This window comes from uncultured Desulfovibrio sp., assembly GCF_944327235.1.
Classification (GTDB): Bacteria; Desulfobacterota; Desulfovibrionia; order Desulfovibrionales; family Desulfovibrionaceae; genus Desulfovibrio.
Genome location: NZ_CALVHE010000002.1, coordinates 84,800 through 102,834, shown reverse-complemented (window position 1 = coordinate 102,834; position 18,035 = coordinate 84,800). Strand labels below are relative to the sequence as shown.

The following is an 18,035-nucleotide window of genomic DNA, read 5'->3' as shown; positions in this document are numbered from 1 at the left end:
TCGGCAATCCATATTGCTGCCATTGTCATTTTTTACCTTTAATGAGTCCTGACCCTAGAGCATTTTGCCTTTGAAAAAGGCAAAATGCGAGGCGGCAGCACAGCGCCGCCCGGCCAAAAGTGAGCGGAAAAACCGCGTTTTTTCCGCGAAACGACAGGCCGTATGGTTTGGAACGCGAAGCGTTTCAAACTGAAAATGCTCTATTGCTGTCTGTTTGCGTCGAAGCGTCTTGGTTCGAGAACGATTTCCGTTTGAAACGCTCTGTTGCGCTGTCGCGAGAGGGTCGTATCCCCACGGATGCGGCCCTCTCGCCGCCTAGCGGGGGCGCGGCCCGGCAAGCGGAACAAGTTGCCTTGCCGCCCTCCCTTTGCTAAACTGCACAGCCAATCATCTCTTTTTTTCTGGAGCAGCCCCATGGCCAAGAAACCGGCTCTCACCCCCGAAGAAGCCCGCGCGGAAGCCCTCGGCACCGCGCTTTCCACCATCGAGCGCAAGTACGGCAAGGGCGCCGTCATGAAGTTGTCCGATGACGCCCATGTCCAGATCGCCGTCATCCCCACCGGTTCCATCGGTCTGGATCTGGCCCTTGGGGTCGGCGGCATCCCGCGCGGCCGCATCACGGAGATTTTCGGCCCGGAATCCTCGGGCAAAACGACGCTTACCCTGCACATCATCGCGGAATGCCAGAAGATGGGCGGCACCTGCGCCTTCGTGGACGCCGAACATGCCCTGGATGTCGCCTACGCCAAGCGCCTCGGCGTCAATACCGACGAGCTGCTGATCTCCCAGCCTGACTACGGCGAACAGGCGCTGGACATCGCGGACATGCTGGTGCGTTCCGGCGCGGTGGATCTGGTGGTCGTGGACTCCGTGGCTGCGCTCATCCCGCAGGCCGAACTGGAAGGTGATATGGGCGAGTCGCAGGTGGGCGGACATGCCCGGCTCATGTCGCACGCCATGCGCCGCCTCACCGGCACCATCCACAAATCCCGCACCTCGGTGATCTTCATCAACCAGATCCGCATGAAGATCGGCGCGCAGGGTTACGGCAGCCCGGAGACCACCACCGGCGGCAACGCGCTCAAGTTCTACTCCTCCGTGCGTATGGACATCCGCCGTATCCAGACCCTCAAGGACAAGGAAGAGTCCTTCGGCTCGCGGACCCGCGTCAAGGTGGTCAAGAACAAGGTGGCCCCGCCCTTCCGCAGCGCCGTTTTCGACATTCTGTACGGGCAGGGCATCTCCCGCGCCGGGGAACTGCTGGATCTCGGTCTGGACGCCAAGATCATCGAGCAGAGCGGTTCCTGGTTCGCCTTCGGTTCCGAAAAGCTGGGACAGGGGCGCGAGAAGGTCCGCGCCCTGCTGGAAGAGGATGCCGAATTGCGCGGACGCATCGAAGCACAGGTCATCGAGTTCCTGGGTATGCATCCGCAGGAGTTCACGCCCTCGTCCGAGGATCTCTCCGAAGAGGGCGCCGACGAGCTGCCGCCGGAAGACCTGTAAGCCGTTTCGCTTGTTTCGCCGTGCGGCCGGGGCTGCCCGGCCGCTGACGCGGCGGCCGGACGGCCGCCCCCGCGCATCCCACAAAAGGAACCCCCATGCTGACCGCCAAGGAAATACGCCGGAAATATCTTGCCTTCTTTGCCCGCCACGGCCACCGCATCGTGCCGTCCGGGCCCATCATCCCCGACAATGACCCCACCCTGCTCTTCACCAATGCGGGCATGGTGCCCTTCAAGAAATACTTTACCGGCGAGGAGACGCCCGACTGCCCCCGCCTGACTTCCGCCCAGAAATGCCTGCGTGTCTCCGGCAAGCACAACGACCTTGAGAACGTGGGCCGCACGGCGCGGCATCACACCTTTTTCGAGATGCTGGGCAACTTCTCCTTTGGCGACTATTTCAAGCGGGAAGCCATCCGCATGGCCTGGGAATTCGTCACCGAGGAGCTGGGCCTGCCCAAGGATCGCCTGTGGATCACCGTCTACCGCGACGACGACGAGGCCGAGGCCATCTGGCGCGAGGAGATCGGCGTGCCCGCCGAGCGCATCATCCGTCTGGGCGAGAAGGACAACTTCTGGACCATGGGCGATACCGGCCCCTGCGGCCCGTGCTCGGAGATCCACTACGATCAGGGCGAGGACATGGCCTGCGGCCCGGACTGCGGCGTGGGCCGCTGCGACTGCGACCGCTTCCTGGAGATCTGGAACCTGGTCTTCACCCAGTTCGATCAGCAGGCTGACGGCAGCCGTCTGCCGCTGGCCCGGCCCAACATCGACACCGGCATGGGCCTCGAACGCATCGCCGCCGTCTGTCAGGGCAAGCGCTCCAACTTCGACTGCGACCTCTTCCAGGACATCATCGGCTACGCGGCGGAACTGGCGCATGTGCGCTACAGCTTCAGCGCGCCGGACACCAACGATGTGGACACGGCCCTGCGCGTCATCGCGGACCACGCCCGTTCCGCCTGCTTCCTCATCGCCGCGGGCGTACTGCCGTCCAACGAGGGACGGGGCTATGTGCTGCGCCGTCTGGTGCGCCGCGCCCTGCGCTTCGCCACCCTCATGGGCGTGCATGAGCCCTTCCTCTATCAGGTCTGCCGCAAGGTGACGGAGCTCATGGGCGACGACTATCCCGAACTGACCGAACAGGCCGACTTCATCGCCCGCGCGGTCCGCGAGGAAGAGCAGCGCTTCTCCCAGACGCTGGGCAAGGGTCTCGAACTGCTGGAAGCCGAGCTGGCCGAACTGACCGCGCGCGGGGAGACCCTCATCTCCGGCGAATTCTGTTTCAAGCTGTCGGATACCTACGGCTTCCCGCTGGACATTGTGACCGACGTTTCCGAAAAGCGCGGCTTCCGTGTGGATGCCGCCGGTTTCGAGACCTGCATGGCCGAACAGCGCAAGCGGGCCCGCGACAACCAGAAGAAGGCCGGTCTGCTCGGCGCGCAGGGCGGCGGCGAACTGCCCGCCGCGCTGACGCAGGGACAATGGAACTGCATCTATGTGGGCGACGCCATGCTGACCGCTCAGGGGCACATCCTTGCTCTGGTCGATGAACAGGGAGAAAGCGTCTCCCGTCTGCCTGAGGGTGCCAAGGGCTATCTCGTCTGCACCCAGACGCCCTTTTACGCCGAGTCCGGCGGCCAGTGCGGGGATACCGGCGTCATCAGCGCCGCCGACGGCGCGCAGGCCCGCGTGCTGGATACGCTCAAATGCAACGGCGTGCCCGTGCATCTGGTGGAAGTGTTCTCCGGCGGTCTGGCCGTGGATGCCGAGATCTGCCTGAGCGTGGACGCCGACCGGCGGCGGGCCGTGACCCGCAACCACAGCGCCACCCATCTGCTGCACGCCGCCCTGCGCAAGATACTGGGCGCGCACGTCAAGCAGGCGGGTTCGCTGGTCACGCCGCAGCGCCTGCGCTTCGACTTCACCCATCTGGCCGCCCTCACGGCGGACGAACTGGCCGCCGTGGAACATGAGGTCAATGCCGCCGTCATGGCCGATCTGCCGGTCCATGCCCGCGAGATGTCGCGGGACGAGGCCGAGCGCGCCGGAGCCATGGCGCTCTTCGGTGAGAAATACGGCGATACGGTGCGCGTGGTGAACATGGGCGACGGCGAGGAACTCTATTCCCTGGAACTCTGCGGCGGCAGCCATGTGGAACGCACGGGGGCCATCGGTCCCTTCGCCGTGCTTTCCGAGAGCGGCGTGGCGGCCGGGACGCGGCGCATCGAGGCCGTCACCGGCTGGGGCACGCTGGAGCTGCTGCGTGAACAGCGGGAGAACCTGCAGGGGCTGGCGGCTCGCCTCAAGACCCGTCCCGACCAGATCGGGGAACGGGTGCAGGCCCTGCAGGATGAGGTGAAAAAATTGCGCAAGGCCGTGGAGAAGGCGGCTGCGCCCGCTTCCGGCGACGTCATGCAGGGCGTGGAGGAGATCGGCGGCATCAAGGTGCTCACCGTCAAGCTGGACAACGTGCCCGTCAAGTCCCTGCGCGACCTCATGGACGGAGTACGCTCCCGCCTGCCTTCGGGCGTGGCCTGTCTGGCCACGGTGGAAGGCGGCAAGGTGGGGCTTCTGCTCTATGTCTCCAAGGATCTGCACGACCGCTTCACCGCGCCCGCGCTCATCAAGCCCGTGGCCGCCCCCTGCGGCGGTTCCGGCGGCGGCCGTCCCGACCTCGCTCAGGCGGGCGGCAGCAATGTGGACGGCATCGAGGCCGCCTTTGCGGCCCTGAAACAGGAAATCGGCGGACATCCCGCCCAGTAAGGATAAATCATGATCGGCATCTCCAAACTCTACTGCGGACAGGTGGAGCCTTCGGACGCGCTGCGCTATGGGCGGCATTCCGGGCAGCTCCCCTCCCATCTGCTGCAATTCTCCAAAGACAAGAAGCCCGTGGTCGTCTGGAACATGACCCGGCGCTGCAATCTCAAGTGCGTGCACTGCTATGCTCAGGCTGTGGACGTGGACGGCGCGGACCCCATCTCCACCGAAAAGGCCAAGGCGATGATCGACGACCTCGCGGCCTACGGCGCGCCGGTCATGCTCTTTTCCGGCGGCGAGCCGCTGGTGCGCAAGGATCTGGTGGAACTGGCCAGCCATGCCACCTCCAAGGGTATGCGCGCGGTCATCTCCACCAACGGCACCCTGATCAGCAAGGAAAAGGCCCGCGAACTCAAGAGCGTCGGCCTGTCGTATGTGGGCATCTCGCTGGACGGGCTGGAAGCGGTGCACGACCACTTCCGCGGCGTGCCCGGCTCCTTCAAGAAGGCGCTGGAAGGCATCGCCAACTGTCAGGCCGAAGGCCTCAAGGTGGGCCTGCGCTTCACCATCAACAAGCGCAACGTGGCCGAGATCCCCGGCATCTTCCGCCTGCTGGAGGATCTGGAAGTGCCGCGCGCCTGCTTCTATCATCTGGTCTATTCCGGGCGCGGCTCCGAGCTCATCAAGGAGGACCTCGACCATGCCGAGACCCGGCAGGTGCTCGACCTCATCATGGACGAGACGCGCGCCCTCTTCGACAAGGGCAAGCCCAAGGAGATCCTCACCGTGGACAACCACGCCGACGGCCCCTATGTCTGGATGCGCCTGAAGCGGGAGGCCCCCAAGCGGGCCGAAGAAGTGTTCGAGCTGCTCCAGTACAACGAAGGCAACAACTCCGGGCGCGGCATCGGCTGCATCTCCTGGGACGGACAGGTGCACGCCGACCAGTTCTGGCGCAACCACACCTTCGGCAATGTGCTGGAACGTCCCTTCTCCGCCATCTGGGACGATCCGTCCATCGAACTGCTCCACAAGCTCAAGGACAAGAAACTGCACGTCAAGGGCCGCTGCGCCCAGTGCCGTTTCCTCAATATCTGCGGCGGCAACTTCCGCGCCCGCGCCGAAGCCTACTACGGTGACGAATGGGCGCAGGACCCGGCCTGCTACCTCACCGACGAGGAGATCGGCCTGTAGGGCCTGTAACACGACTGCTGCTTGTTTTGGGGAAGGGGAAGCCCTCGCTCTGCTGTCGATGCCCGTAAGGCTCCTGCATCGCCTAACGGGCACGGCCCTTCGGGCCGCCTTTCGGTCGCCGCCAGCGCTGGAGGGGGTTCCCCTTCCCCCAAGCCCCCATCCCTTCCCCAGCGCGCTTTTAGAGCCTGTTGCCTTTTTCAAAGGCAACAGGCGAGGCGGCCGCACAGCACCGTCCGGCCCAACGTGAGCGGAAAAACCGCTTTTTCCCCGCGAAACACCATACGCGCAAAGCGCGGCCTTTTCCGCTCAGGTCGGTCTGAGACAGGCTCCGCTCTCCGTCCTTTCCCGTATTCCACGCCCCGTCCGCCCCTGGCTCGCCGCCCCGTCGTCCGGCTCGCCTTCGGGCGCGCAACGCCTCCGCGCCGGAGAGCGGCCCGCCCCCTCGCGATGCCCTTTGCGCGGACGACGTTTTGCGCTATGCTGCCTCCGGGCCTGAGGCCCGCACGCTGTCACCAACCGCGGGGACTCCCGCATCGAGGTATACCCATGTCTCATCCGCTCTTTCATCGTGGCCGCCGCCTGCGCAGCAGCGCGCAGATCCGCGACATGGTCCGCGACACCGCTCCCCTGCTGGCCGAAGATCTCATCATGCCCTATTTTGTGGTGGAAACGGACGACCAGTCCTTCCGCAAGGAGATCTCGGCCATGCCCGGCCAGTATCAGCTTTCTCTCGGAGAGCTGGAAAAACAGGTGGAAAAGGCCGTGGACAACGGTCTCAAGTCCGTCATCCTCTTCGGCATCCCGGCGCAGAAGGATGAAAAGGCCTCCGGAGCCTATGCCGAGGACGGCATCGTGCAGGAGGCCGTGCGCCGTCTCAAGCACCGCTGGCCCGATCTCTACGTCATCACCGACGTCTGCCTGTGCGAATACATGAGCCACGGCCATTGCGGCGTGCTGACGCCCGGCGGCGTGGTGCTCAATGACCCCACTCTGCCCCTGCTGGCCAAGACCGCCGTCAGTCATGCGGCGGCCGGGGCGGACATGGTGGCCCCCTCGGACATGATGGACGGCCGCGTGGCCGCCATCCGGGCGGCGCTGGACGAGGCGGGCCTCGTGATGGTGCCCATCATGTCCTATGCGGTGAAATACGCTTCCGCCTTTTACGGACCTTTCCGCGAGGCGGCGGAATCCGCGCCGTCCTGCGGCGACCGCAAAGCCTATCAGATGGACCCCGGCAATCGGCGTGAAGCCCTCATCGAGGCGCTGGCGGACGTGGAAGAAGGCGCGGACGCCCTCATCGTCAAGCCCGCCGGGCCGTATCTGGACATCCTGCGGGAGGTGCGCGATGCGGTGGACCTGCCTCTGTGCGCCTATCAGGTCAGCGGCGAATACAGCATGATCCGCGCGGCCGGACTCAACGGCTGGATCAACGAGGAAGCCGTCATGCTGGAAAGCCTGCTGGGCATGAAGCGGGCCGGGGCCCGTATGCTCATCACCTATTTCAGCGAAACGCTGCTGGAAAAGAGGCTGGTGCGCTGATGACGGCCCACCCGCATACCGCAGCGCACGGCCAGCGGGACGGCACTGCCGGACATCCGGGACACCCCGGACAGTCCGGACATCCGGGCCATCCCGGGCAGACCGGCGGCATGGGCGTGCCCCGCGTCCTGCCCGACGGCAGCCCCACCTGCAAGCTCATCGCCTGGGAGGTGACGCGCTCCTGCAATCTGGCCTGCAAGCACTGCCGGGCCGAGGCGCATCCCGAACCCTACCCCGGCGAGCTGGATACGGCGGAAGCCAAGGCGCTCATCGACACCTTCCCCGAGGTGGGCAAGCCCATCATCATCTTCACCGGCGGCGATCCCATGATGCGGCCGGATGTCTATGAACTGGTGGCCTATGCCCACGCCAAGGGCCTGCCCTGCGCCTTTTCGCCCAACGGGACGCTCATCACGCCCGAACTGGCCGAAAAGATCCGTGATGCGGGGGTGGACCGGGTGTCCATCTCCATCGACGGGGCCGACGCCGCCAGCCACGACGACTTCCGCGGCGTGCCCGGCGCATTCGACGCCTCCCTGCGGGGCATCGGCTTCCTCAAAGAGGCCGGGGTGCCCTTCCAGATCAATACCACGGTGACGCGCAGCAACCTGCACAGCTTCAAGGACATCTTCCAGCTGTGCGAGCGGCTCGGTGCGGCCGCCTGGCACATCTTCCTGCTCGTGCCCATGGGCCGGGCCGCCGGTCTGGCGGATCAGGTCATCACCGCGCAGGAATACGAGGACGTGCTGCACTGGTTCTACGACTTCCGCAAGACCACGCACATGCACCTCAAGGCCACCTGCGCCCCGCACTACTACCGCATCATGCGGCAGCGCGCCCACGAGGAGGGCCTTGCCGTCACGCCGGAGACCTTCGGCATGGACGCCATGACCCGCGGCTGCCTCGGCGGCACGGGTTTCTGCTTCATCAGCCATAAAGGACAAGTGCAGCCCTGCGGCTATCTGGAACTGGACTGCGGCAACGTCCGGAAAACGCCCTTCCCCGAGATCTGGCGCAACAGCGCCTATTTCAAGCAGTTCCGCACCCAGTCCTGCTACGAGGGCAAGTGCGGCATCTGCGAGTTCCACAAGGTCTGCGGCGGCTGCCGGGCCCGTGCCTGGAGCATGAACGGCGATCATATGGGGCCTGAGCCCCTTTGCACCTACGAACCTCGGCGGCAGGGCCGCTGATCCCTGCCCGCGCCGGAGCCTTCCCCTACTGGGCGGCTCCGGCGCGTCCCGCATCCCGGCATCCCTCCGGGATGCGTCAAACGGCCGTTTTGCCGCACGCATAACCCTGTTCGCGGCAGGCCAGGAGGAGAATCCCATGTCCCCAACCTCTGTCCCCGCATCGACCCCTGTGGCCGACGGCGCCGCCGTCTCTCCCGAACCGGTGACGCTGGACGCGCTGGACAAGCGCCTGCTGGACATCATCCAGACGGCCTTCCCGCTCACGCCCCGTCCCTATGCCGAGCTGGGCCGCCTGCTGGACATCAGCGAGGAAGAAGCCTTCCAGCGTGTGCGCAGCCTGCGGCAACGCAAGATCATCCGGCGGCTCGGCGCGAACTTCCAGTCCGCCAAGCTGGGCTTCGTCTCCACGCTCTGCGCGGCCAAGGTGCCCGATGACCGCATGGAAGCCTTCGTGGCTGCCGTCAACGCCTGCCCGGGCGTCACGCACAATTATCTGCGGGAACACGCCTACAATATCTGGTTCACCTGCATCGGCCCTTCCCGGGAAGAGGTGCAGGTCACGCTGGACGACATCACGGCCCGAACGGGCGTGCCCATCCTCAACCTGCCTGCCACCAGGATGTTCAAGATCCGTGTGGACTTCCGCATGAGCGACGGCGAATAGGACTCGCGCCACCGGGAACGTCCGGCGGGATGCCGTGCCGTGTCCCCCTGGCGGCTGTGCGGAAGGCAGGCATTGCCGACTTGCTGTCAACCTGATCCAGGAGAACGACCATGACCCATGATGTTTGCATCCTTGGCGGCGGCCCCGCCGGTGTCCGCGCCGCGCGCCTGCTGGCCGCGGCCGGAAAGAAGACCCTCCTTGTGGAAGGCGCGGAAGTGGGCGGCACCTGCCTCAATCGCGGCTGCATCCCCACCAAGATGTTGCTGGGCGCCGTGACGGCCAGGGCCGGCATACAGGCGCTGGAGCGGCAGCGTGTGCTGTCGGGCGAAGTGAAGCTGGATTTTCCGGCCATGCACGCCCGTATGCAGCGTTTCGTCAACGGGACCCGACAGGCGCTGAGCAAGCAGCTCGCGGCTGAAGGGGTGGAAACGGCCTGCGGTCATGCCGTCCTCGACGGACCGGGCCATGTGAAGCTCAAGACCGGGCAGGGCGCGCGGGACATCGAGGCGGACGACATCATCATCGCCACGGGCTCGCTGCCCACGACGTTCCCCAGTATGCAGCCCGACCACAGCATCATTTTGGACAGCACGGACATGCTGGCCTCGCCGGAAGTGCCCGAAAGCCTGCTCATCGTGGGCGGCGGCGTCATCGGACTGGAGATGGCCGACCTGTACGCGGCGCTGGGCTGCGCGGTCACGGTGGTGGAAGCCGCGCCGCACATCCTGCCCAGCGAGGATGACGATATCGCCGCGGATATGGCCAAATCCCTGAAGAAACGCGGCATCACCGTACTGGCGGGGAGCATGACGCAGGGACTGCTGGCCCGGGACGGGCAGGCCGTGCTGCGCCTTGCCGGCGGACAGGAACGCACGGCCGCCAAGGCCCTGCTGGCTGTGGGAAGACGCCCCCACACGCAGGGGCTGGGCTGCGAGAGCGCCGGTTGCCGTCTGGACGGGCGCGGGGCCATCGAAACGGACGACTTCCTGGAAGCCGCTTCCCACATCTACGCCATCGGGGACGTGAACGGCCGGGTACAGCTGGCCCATGCCGCCGAGCATCAGGCGCTCTATGTGACGCGGCGCATCCTTGGGCAGGTCAGCGGCCCCTATGCCGGCGGGCCGGTGCCGGCCTGCGTCTACGGCAGCACGGAAGTCATGCGGGTGGGCCTGACGGCCCGCGACGCGGCCCTGCAGGGCAAGGTCACGGTGGGCGTGGCCCCATTGAGCGCCAATCCCATCGCGCAGGCACACGGCGACATCACCGGTTTCGTGAAGGCCGTGCGCTGTGACGGCCGACTGGTGGGCATGGCCGCTGTGGGACATGGCGTTTCCCATCTGGTCACCGCCGCCCAGCAGCTCGTCCTGCACCGCGTGGCCAGCGGACATCCGCTGGCCTTCATGTTCGCCCATCCCAGCCTTGACGAAAGCCTGGCCGCGGCCCTCGACGCGCCGCAGAAGGAACTTTCCGCCTAGGAGGGCCTGTCAACACTATTCGTTGCCTGTTTGGGGGAAGGGAGACCCCTCGCTCTGCGGAGCGTGTACAGATTTCTTATCTTATCTGTTGAAATATTGTAAAATCCACATCAACAGACCTTAGAGCCTCCTCGGCTTGAAACACAAAGCGTTTCAAGCCTGAAAATGCTCTAACGACGAACGGGCCGGAGCGCTATGCGCTCCGGCCCGTTTCCTGTCCGCATCGGCTGGACAGACAAAGAGAAAACAAGAAACGTCGCCCTGCGGCGGCTCAGGCCCGGTGCGTCTGGGCAATGCTGAGGAAATCCGCCTCGCAGGCCAGAAAGGCCGCACCGACCACAGGGTCGAAATGGCTGCCGATCCCCTCGCGGATGATGTTCACCGCCTGCTCGTGCGACATGGGGTCCTTGTAGGGACGACGGCTTATGAGCGCGTCATAGACGTCGGCAATGGCCATGATGCGTCCCACCAGCGGGATACGTTCGCCGTCAAGGCCCAGCGGGTACCCTGTGCCGTCCCAGCGCTCATGATGGCTGAACGTCATGTCGCGCAGCACCTGCAAAAACGAACCGTCATGCACGGTCTGCATGGCCCGGCTGATGGCGGACGCGCCGAAGATGGTGTGACGCTTGATCTCCTCGAACTCTTCCTTGCTCAGGCGGCCCGGTTTGTTGAGGATGGCGTCCCTGACGCCGATCTTGCCGATGTCGTGCAGCGGGGAGGCGCGGATCACGTCGCGTACGAAACTGTCCGTCAGCTCGTCATGGAAACTGCCGTCCTCCTGCAACTGTCGGATGAGGCGTTCCACATAGGCGCGCGTACGCTGGGCATGACCGGCCGTATTCTCATCCCGGCATTCCACAAGATCGGACAGCGCCACCATGATGGCGTCCTGCAGCTCAAAAATGGTCTTGGTGTTCTCGCGCACCCGCTCCTCAAGACGGCAACGATAACCGTAGAGGTCCACATGGTGCAGCACGCGGGCACGGATGATCTCAGGAGAGAACTGATTGCCCACGAAGTCCACGGCGCCGCTTTCCAGACCGCGACGCTCGATGTCCTGGTCCGTAAGCGACGTGACGAAGATGACGGGCACATCCGCGATGGCGGGCATATCCTTGATGCGCCGGATGACCTGAAAGCCGTCCTCGCCGGGCATGTCGATATCCAGCAGGATGCACTGGAGATCCAGATGCGGGAGCTCTTTCAGGGCCTCCTCGCCGCTGCCATAGGCGTGGATGCTGAACGCATCATCGAGAAGGCCGGCAAGGAATTGCCGCTTCATGCGGTTGTCGTCAATAATGGCAATATGCTTGGGGGGAGTAGCCATACCACATCCTCGCAATGATATGAGGCGGATACTCTACTCTTTTATCCAGGCTGCGACAAGCTTTTTCTCTGGCATGGCTGTGCTCCGACCATGATGCGCACAGTGTCTCCGCACTTGACGAATCCCCGCGCACTCCCTAGCCTTTTCCGGTGATGCGGACCAGCCGGACGTCGGACGGAGCAGCTTCCCCGTCCCCTTGCGGCCGTGCTTCCCACCATGCTTCTTCTTGCGCCCTCCACAGTCGCCCACGCCTTCGGAGCCTGCCATGTCGTCTGACCGCCCTTCCCTGTCGTCCCCCCTTTGCCATGCTGATGATTTCGATTTTTCCGGAGACTACCTCTTTGTGGCGGAACGCCTGCGTATGCACCGGCTCGATGAAAGCCTGCGCCCGCTGCTGGAAGCGCGCGGAGGGCGCATCGTACGCCTTCAGGCCGACCACCAGGCCCTCGGTACGCCCGACGGCTGGAACCTGCTCGATATGCCGCCGGACTTTTTTGCCCGTCATGCCTTTCGGGCAGCCTTCACCACGGACAACTCCACGCCGCGCGACCTTGTCCCCCCGCAGCTGCCGCTCATCGCCATCCCCCATGCCTTCTGGGAAACGCCGCAAAGCGAGAAACTGCTCGGCGGCTGGGCGGCCTATCTGGGGAATGCGGATTATTACCTGACGCAGGATCGCCCCTCTCCCGGCAGGGACGCGCTCGTCTCCTCCCTGCGGCGACGGGATGTGGTGCGCCTGCTGCCCTTCGGCAGCCTCAAGCTCGATCTGCTGCGGGAGCGCTGGCTGGCCGAGCCGCGCAAGGACATCATCATGTATTGTTGCGGCGTCACGGCGCACAGCCGCCCCCTGGAGGAAAAGCTGGAACTCGTCCGGAACTGCCTGCGGCACTTTCCCCGGCATCACGTCGTGGTGCGCCCCTTTCCCGGAGCGGAGGCTGCCTATGCCCCGCTGGCGGAGGCCCTGCGGCAGGAAGAGCGCTTCCTGCTGGATACGGGCAGCAGCTCCCTGTGTTATCTGCCACGCGCGGCGACGCTGCTCTATGATTCCCACACCACGGCCGGGCGCATCTTCCTTGTGGCCACTGGCCAGACCGCGGTCTGCATCCCCTCGCTGGACATGGACCCGAAGGACGAGGCCCTGCACCCGTGCGTCATCCACTCCCCGGCGGAGCTTCCCGCAGCCGTCGCCGCCTGCCTCGCGCAACTCGAGCAGGGCGAGGTCCCTGAATTACGCCGCCTGCGCGAGGCCATCATCTACCGGCCGGGTGAGGCCCGTCATCTCTTCTGGGAGTATCTTGCTGCGATATTGCGGGGTTGCGTCCCTTCTCAGGCGGTCAGCGTCGCCTGCGAGTACATCGGCGGCTGCCGCCCCGCCTCGCGGCAGGAAGAACTCCAACTCCTGCTCCAGCGTATCCAGGCCGGGACCGTGGAACGTTCCTACAATTTGTTCCGAGAATATCCGCTCTACAACAATCTGGAAGCCTTCTACCGCACCCTGCGCCGTCGGACGGAGAAGGGGCAGCCCTGCCTCGTCCGACTGAAGCAGCATCCGACAGGCTGGGCGATGCGCATCTGCCGTGACGACGATCTCGGCCTGCCCTTTTTTTGCTGGTCGCCCTTGCGCGACTACGGCCTTCCCGGATTGAAACATATCCAGACACATCAGCAGCAGCGCCTTGCCGCGCCTGAGGCGGACTGCGCCATCCTGCTCCCGGACAGGGATACGCGCCTGTTCCGTCAGGCTTTTGCCGAACTTGTCCAAATGGGGCTCGGCACGAGCACGGCACTGCCGCAGTCCTGAGACGCCCTTCCTTACCGGACGGGATCCCGTCTCCTCGCGTCCAGCAAAGCTTAGTAAATCAGTATTATTTCATCGAAAACGATTCCTCCCTTGTCAAAAGCTTACTGAATATGTATTATTTAATAAATATTCACCCCAAGGAGGGACCGCGTATGGCAGATCAAGAACAGGATCAGGAACCACAAGTCCAGGAAACGCCCATCATCCCTGAGGTCGACAACCTCAACAAGGGGGTGCGGCTGCATATGGCCCGCTCGGCCTGTCTCCTCATGTCCGGCGATCGTAACCTTTCCCCGCGTGATGCCGTTCTGGACGTATATCAGGTCTACCGAGACATCCTCAAACTCTGCTGATCTCTCGAGCCTGTGCTCGGTGAGGGCGAGCGAACTCCGACAGGGACCGGCCACGATACGCGTTCCATGATCATGCCATGCGCCTGCCGTCGTTCTCCGCCAGACCGTTCTCCCGTCTCCCTGTCAGCTCTCCCCGCCATGAGCCGCCATGTACGACAGCATGACGGCTCATGGCGGACAGGACGTACGCCGCCGGGCATCCCGCTTTACCTCACGGACGGGAATGCGTAAGGTAGCGGCAACGCCCGATGCGGAGAGCGCGCATGGATATCCAGAAAATCCTCGTCATTTCTTTGGGACACCTGTCCTGCGACATCAACGGCGGCGCACTGCCCACTCTGCTGCCCTATCTGGCGGCCATGCATGACTTCGACTACCAGACGGCAGGCGGGTTGATGTTCGCCTATTCCGTGGCCTCATCCATCGTGCAGCCTGTTTTCGGCCTGCTCTCGGACAAGGTGCGTACGCCCATTTTCGCGCCGCTGGGCGTCCTGCTGGCCGGGCTGGGCATCGGGCTGTGCGGTCTGCTGGACAGCTATCCCGCCATCTTCGCCGCTCTCGTCCTGAGCGGCATCGGCGGCGCGCTCTTCCATCCTGAAGGCGCACGCTACGCCAATCGCGTGTCCGCCGGTCGGCAGGGCATGGGCCTCAGCATATTTTCCGTCGGGGGCAACAGCGGCTTTGTGGCCGGACCGCTGCTGGTCACCTCCGCCACCTTCCTGTTCGGCCTGCACGGCACGCTGATCTTTGCCCTGCTCTCGCTGATCATGTCCGCCCTGCTCTTCCGCCTGCTGCTCCACGGCGAACAGACTGACGCGCAACGCTCCCCTGAGCCTGCCGCCGCTCAGGGCAGCAACGACTGGCGGGCCTTCGGCATCCTGACGCTGGTCATCATGTCCCGCTCCGTCCTTTTCCTTGGGCTCAACAGCTATATCCCCTTCTATTGGACAGATGTCTTTCAGGCGAGCAAGGCGGACGCCGGGTTCATCCTCACCTTCTTCTGCGGCGTCGGCGTGACCAGCAACGTGCTGGGGGGGATGCTGGCGGACAAGATCGGCTACAGCCGGGTCATCCGTCTGGCTTATGTGCTCTGCCTGCCGGCCCTGCTGCTCTTCCCCCGGATGGACTCCGCCTGGCTGGCGACCCTGCTGCTGGCGCCGCTGGCCGTAGGCATCTTCTCCCCCTTCAGCGCCATGGTGGTGCTGGGGCAGAAGTACCTTGCCCGCAACGTGGGGCTTGCCTCCGGCGTCACGCTGGGACTTGCGCTCAGCGTGGGCGGCATCGCCACCCCCGTGCTGGGCTTTGTGGCGGACCACTACGGCGGGCTGCCCGTGGCCATGCTCTGCCTTGCGCCCGTGGCCATCGTGGGCGGGCTGGCTGCCTGCTTCCTCCGCGACCCCGCCCCTGAGCCGTCCGTCTCCCTCAGCAAGGATGGCGCGGCATGAGCCGCGACCCCGCGTGCGCCACGGGGACGGTCCGCATCCCGTCTCCGCTGGGGGAGCTCCTGCTCGTGGCTACGCCGCGAGGTCTTGCGGAATTGCGCTTTTGCGGTCAGCAAGACGCGTCTCACGGGACGGCCTGTCCAAACCCTCTACCCACGACGAACGTCCCCCCGGCTGTCCAGGAGCATCTGCGGCAGGCCCACAGGGAGCTCGACACCTATTTCGACGGCCGCCTGCGCGCGTTCAGCCTTGCGCTCGATGTGCGGGGCACGCCCTTCCAGCGGCGCGTCTGGCAGGCTTTGCAGGACATCCCCTACGGCGAGACCTGGAGCTACGCCATGCTGGCCGCGCACATCGGACGCCCAAGCGCCTGCCGGGCCGTGGGCAATGCCAACGGCAAAAACCCCCTCCCCGTCATCATCCCCTGCCATCGGGTCGTCCATGCCGACGGCGGCCTGGGAGGCTATTCCGCGGGGCTCGGCATCAAACGCTTCCTGCTTGCGCTGGAACAACGCAGGCACGAAAAAAGCCCCCTTGCGGGGGCTTAGAAACATCCTGAGATCCGGACCGGCGACTACCCGTTGGCCACGCGCAGCATCTCCTCGACCTGTCCGAGGGTCGGCGTAGCTCCGGCATCCAGGCCGCACAGACCGCGCACGGCCAGCATCAGCATATCGAACTGCAACGACATCTCACTGCGACCGTTGTAGATGACACAGGTCTCGCCGTCCACCGTCAGACGATACGCATGACGGCTGCGCTCCTGCCCGTGGGAGCGGACGATGTAGTAAACCTGTTCGTTCTTGTCCGTCACATAGAGTTTCTGACGGGTCATGACCTGATGTTCGTCATCGAACCAGGAGCACTCGGAAAAAAGGCGCCCGCGAAAGCACAGATCACTTCCGTTATCGTGTTTGAGGCAAATGTCTTCCAGGGTCTTTTGCACGGTGCTTCCTTCCTTTTGGCGGTATTGCCGTAGCGTTCCATCGGGCGGACGATCCTGCGGGATGGCGTGGGGACGCCACGAGGGCGGCCGGGGATCCCCCCCGGCAAGAACAGAGTTAGCATCCGCCGCAAAAGCTTGTCAATGGCTGCCCCGAGGCAAAAACCGAGAGAAACAAAAATTGTGCCATCAAGATAAAAACTAAATAATCTCAATATATTTTCTAGAGATAAAAAACCGTGTCGGACCGGGGCTTTACTCTCCCGGCGTGCTGGGATAGATTTCCTATCCATAAATACCAATGACGAGGCGCACATGTCTGCCGAATTAGCCAATGCCCGTCGCCAGCTGGGGCAAATCAGCTCGCTCGCCAAACAGGACAAGGCCATGCCCGCGGTGCAGGCGCTGCAAAGCGCGCTGGCCGTCATCCTCCGTCAGCCGCTCATGAAGGCTGAACGGATGGAGTTCTCGGAAATGATCGCCACGGCGGTCTCCGTCATCGCCAATATGCCGCGGGTACGGCAGCATTACGCGCTGGCCCTCACCTATGAACCCGGACAGGGCAAGGCGCTCTATGAACAGCTCAACAATCTGCTGAGCGTCCTGCAGGAAGCGGAGATGGAGTCGGCGCAGGAGCGTATGCGCGAAGTGGAAGAGCGCAAGCGCAACGGCCTTGCCAAGGCCGCCGACGAACTTGCCAAGGGACAGGTGGTGGCGGGCAAGGCCACGCTGGCCATGCTCGTGCGGGAATACCCCGTGGACTTCATCCTGCGGGGCAGGGCGGGCGAGATCCTGCTCAAGGCCGGTCTGTACGAGGAAGCCGTGGAATACCTCACGGCCGCCATCGACGGTCAGCCGGACATGCTCTTCCTCTACAGCGCCGCCGGCATCGCGTTGCGCAAGCTCGGCAAGTTCGACGTGGCCGAAAGCTATTTCCTGCGTGGTTCGCAGTATCTGCGCAACGAGCCCAACCTCTATTTCAATATCGGGCGGCTCTACATCGACTGGCAAAAGTGGGACAAGGCCATCATGGCCGCCAAGGCGGCGCTCCAGCTCAAGCCGGACTTTGAAGAAGCCCGGAAGATGCTCGAATACGCCGAAAAGCAGAAAGACAAGCTGGTCTAGCCTCGGGACGCCTGTCCAGCCGTCAGAGCACGGTGGACGGTCGCCCCTTTTCCCGGCTACGCCCGCTCAACGTCATGAAAACGCCCCTTCCCGCGCGGGATCACCGTGCGCGAAGGGGCGTTCCCGCAGGCTGGAACGTTTTGTCATCAAAAGACAAGACCCGAAGCGGCAGCACCACGCCGCCCGGCCAAAAGCGAGCGGGGAGACCGCATTTTTCCCCGCGAAACGACAAGCGGTATGGTTTGGAACGCGAAACGTTCCAAACGGGAAAAGCTCTCTGGCACCGCCTTACGGCTTGATGTAGGCAAAACCGGCCTGCTGGAGGCGCACGATCTCCACCAGTCCGGCGGGCACCACCTCGACGCCCGGCCAGAGATCCGCCTCGGTCAGGTTGTTGTCGTTGAGGGCGTTGCGGCACAGACGGATCTTGAGCCCCTTTTCCATGAGCGGAAGGGCCGTTTCCCGCAGGGTGGGCTGGGCGGCGGTGAAAAGAGTCACCGAGGGGCCGTTGCCCACGATGACCAGCTCATAGTTTTCATCCGGCAGAGCGTTCTGGTAGTTGCGGGCATTTTTGAGGGCCAGCGCCAGCAGGGCGGCGTCGTTCAGGTCAACATGCAGACAAAGATCGTATTTCACGTCGTCTCTCCTGTAGAGGCTAGGGGATGATGTTCTTTCCCTTGTAACGCAGAGTGCCGGGATTTCCAAGCCGTC

At 64.3% G+C, this 18,035-nt stretch carries 15 protein-coding genes; 12 read left to right on the top strand and 3 right to left on the bottom strand.

What is annotated here, in order from left to right; translation table 11 throughout:
* Positions 1-414 precede the first annotated feature (414 nt).
* The 7 genes from recA (at position 415) to Q0K00_RS00925 (ending at position 10,330) form a co-directional block, all read left to right on the top strand.
* Positions 415-1,503: a recombinase RecA gene (gene recA / locus Q0K00_RS00955; RefSeq protein ID WP_297226691.1), complete on the top strand. Its 1,089-nt coding sequence runs from the start codon at positions 415-417 to the stop codon at positions 1,501-1,503.
* Between the two features lie 95 nt (positions 1,504-1,598).
* The gene (gene alaS, locus Q0K00_RS00950; RefSeq protein WP_297226690.1) at positions 1,599-4,271 is read left to right on the top strand and encodes an alanine--tRNA ligase; all 2,673 of its coding nucleotides are present in this window, start codon (positions 1,599-1,601) and stop codon (positions 4,269-4,271) included.
* A 9-nt stretch (positions 4,272-4,280) separates the two neighbouring features.
* Entirely contained in the window at positions 4,281-5,462 is a 1,182-nt protein-coding gene (ahbC, locus tag Q0K00_RS00945; protein WP_297226689.1) for a 12,18-didecarboxysiroheme deacetylase, read from the top strand.
* A 546-nt stretch (positions 5,463-6,008) separates the two neighbouring features.
* Positions 6,009-7,001 carry a porphobilinogen synthase gene (gene hemB / locus Q0K00_RS00940; RefSeq protein ID WP_297226688.1) on the top strand — a complete coding sequence of 331 codons (993 nt, stop codon included), beginning with the start codon at positions 6,009-6,011 and terminating at the stop codon, positions 6,999-7,001.
* Complete coding sequence (gene ahbD / locus Q0K00_RS00935) at positions 7,001-8,191, top strand: heme b synthase (protein ID WP_297226687.1); 1,191 nt, start codon at positions 7,001-7,003, stop codon at positions 8,189-8,191. The genes hemB and ahbD overlap by 1 nt, the downstream gene beginning before the upstream one ends.
* A gap of 208 nt (positions 8,192-8,399) precedes the next feature.
* Entirely contained in the window at positions 8,400-8,855 is a 456-nt protein-coding gene (locus Q0K00_RS00930; protein WP_297226695.1) for an AsnC family transcriptional regulator, read from the top strand.
* Positions 8,856-8,965: 110 nt separating this feature from the next.
* Positions 8,966-10,330, top strand: a complete 1,365-nt coding sequence (locus Q0K00_RS00925) for an NAD(P)/FAD-dependent oxidoreductase (protein WP_297226686.1) — start codon at positions 8,966-8,968, stop codon at positions 10,328-10,330.
* A gap of 271 nt (positions 10,331-10,601) precedes the next feature.
* Here Q0K00_RS00925 and Q0K00_RS00920 read toward each other — a convergent pair whose 3' ends face one another.
* Positions 10,602-11,660 carry an HD domain-containing phosphohydrolase gene (locus Q0K00_RS00920; RefSeq protein WP_297226685.1) on the bottom strand — a complete coding sequence of 353 codons (1,059 nt, stop codon included), beginning with the start codon at positions 11,658-11,660 and terminating at the stop codon, positions 10,602-10,604.
* A 265-nt stretch (positions 11,661-11,925) separates the two neighbouring features.
* Here Q0K00_RS00920 and Q0K00_RS00915 point away from each other — a divergent pair, with 265 nt between their 5' ends.
* The 4 genes from Q0K00_RS00915 to Q0K00_RS00900 all read left to right on the top strand — a co-directional run bounded on the left by Q0K00_RS00915 (position 11,926) and on the right by Q0K00_RS00900 (position 15,804).
* The gene (locus Q0K00_RS00915) at positions 11,926-13,461 is read left to right on the top strand and encodes a hypothetical protein (RefSeq protein ID WP_297226684.1); all 1,536 of its coding nucleotides are present in this window, start codon (positions 11,926-11,928) and stop codon (positions 13,459-13,461) included.
* Between the two features lie 152 nt (positions 13,462-13,613).
* Positions 13,614-13,814 (top strand): hypothetical protein, encoded by a 201-nt coding sequence (locus tag Q0K00_RS00910; RefSeq protein WP_297226683.1) that lies wholly within the window; start codon positions 13,614-13,616, stop codon positions 13,812-13,814.
* A 263-nt stretch (positions 13,815-14,077) separates the two neighbouring features.
* Positions 14,078-15,259, top strand: coding sequence for an MFS transporter (locus tag Q0K00_RS00905; RefSeq protein ID WP_297226682.1), 1,182 nt, complete (start codon positions 14,078-14,080; stop codon positions 15,257-15,259).
* Complete coding sequence (locus Q0K00_RS00900; protein ID WP_297226681.1) at positions 15,256-15,804, top strand: methylated-DNA--[protein]-cysteine S-methyltransferase; 549 nt, start codon at positions 15,256-15,258, stop codon at positions 15,802-15,804. Before Q0K00_RS00905 ends, Q0K00_RS00900 begins: the two co-directional genes overlap by 4 nt.
* 26 nt (positions 15,805-15,830) lie before the next feature.
* On the opposite strand, the gene Q0K00_RS00895 is transcribed toward Q0K00_RS00900, so the two are convergent.
* Positions 15,831-16,202 (bottom strand): hypothetical protein, encoded by a 372-nt coding sequence (locus tag Q0K00_RS00895; protein WP_297226680.1) that lies wholly within the window; start codon positions 16,200-16,202, stop codon positions 15,831-15,833.
* A 312-nt stretch (positions 16,203-16,514) separates the two neighbouring features.
* On the opposite strand from Q0K00_RS00895, the gene Q0K00_RS00890 reads away from it, so the two are divergent.
* The gene (locus Q0K00_RS00890; protein WP_297226679.1) at positions 16,515-17,324 is read left to right on the top strand and encodes a hypothetical protein; all 810 of its coding nucleotides are present in this window, start codon (positions 16,515-16,517) and stop codon (positions 17,322-17,324) included.
* Between the two features lie 288 nt (positions 17,325-17,612).
* Here the strand turns inward: Q0K00_RS00890 and Q0K00_RS00885 are convergent, their stop codons facing one another.
* Positions 17,613-17,960: a DsrE family protein gene (locus tag Q0K00_RS00885; protein WP_297226678.1), complete on the bottom strand. Its 348-nt coding sequence runs from the start codon at positions 17,958-17,960 to the stop codon at positions 17,613-17,615.
* Positions 17,961-18,035: the final 75 nt, after the last annotated feature.

Excerpts from the sequence above, each read along its gene's own strand:
- Q0K00_RS00920 (WP_297226685.1), bottom strand. The coding sequence starts at position 11,660 with ATGGCTACTCCCCCCAAGCATATTGCCATTATTGACGACAACCGCATG.
- Q0K00_RS00900 (WP_297226681.1), top strand. The coding sequence starts at position 15,256 with ATGAGCCGCGACCCCGCGTGCGCCACGGGGACGGTCCGCATCCCGTCT.
- Q0K00_RS00915 (WP_297226684.1), top strand. The coding sequence starts at position 11,926 with ATGTCGTCTGACCGCCCTTCCCTGTCGTCCCCCCTTTGCCATGCTGAT.
- Q0K00_RS00905 (WP_297226682.1), top strand. The coding sequence starts at position 14,078 with ATGGATATCCAGAAAATCCTCGTCATTTCTTTGGGACACCTGTCCTGC.
- Q0K00_RS00925 (WP_297226686.1), top strand. The coding sequence starts at position 8,966 with ATGACCCATGATGTTTGCATCCTTGGCGGCGGCCCCGCCGGTGTCCGC.
- recA (WP_297226691.1), top strand. The coding sequence starts at position 415 with ATGGCCAAGAAACCGGCTCTCACCCCCGAAGAAGCCCGCGCGGAAGCC.
- Q0K00_RS00910 (WP_297226683.1), top strand. The coding sequence starts at position 13,614 with ATGGCAGATCAAGAACAGGATCAGGAACCACAAGTCCAGGAAACGCCC.
- ahbC (WP_297226689.1), top strand. The coding sequence starts at position 4,281 with ATGATCGGCATCTCCAAACTCTACTGCGGACAGGTGGAGCCTTCGGAC.
- Q0K00_RS00890 (WP_297226679.1), top strand. The coding sequence starts at position 16,515 with ATGTCTGCCGAATTAGCCAATGCCCGTCGCCAGCTGGGGCAAATCAGC.
- alaS (WP_297226690.1), top strand. The coding sequence starts at position 1,599 with ATGCTGACCGCCAAGGAAATACGCCGGAAATATCTTGCCTTCTTTGCC.
- hemB (WP_297226688.1), top strand. The coding sequence starts at position 6,009 with ATGTCTCATCCGCTCTTTCATCGTGGCCGCCGCCTGCGCAGCAGCGCG.
- ahbD (WP_297226687.1), top strand. The coding sequence starts at position 7,001 with ATGACGGCCCACCCGCATACCGCAGCGCACGGCCAGCGGGACGGCACT.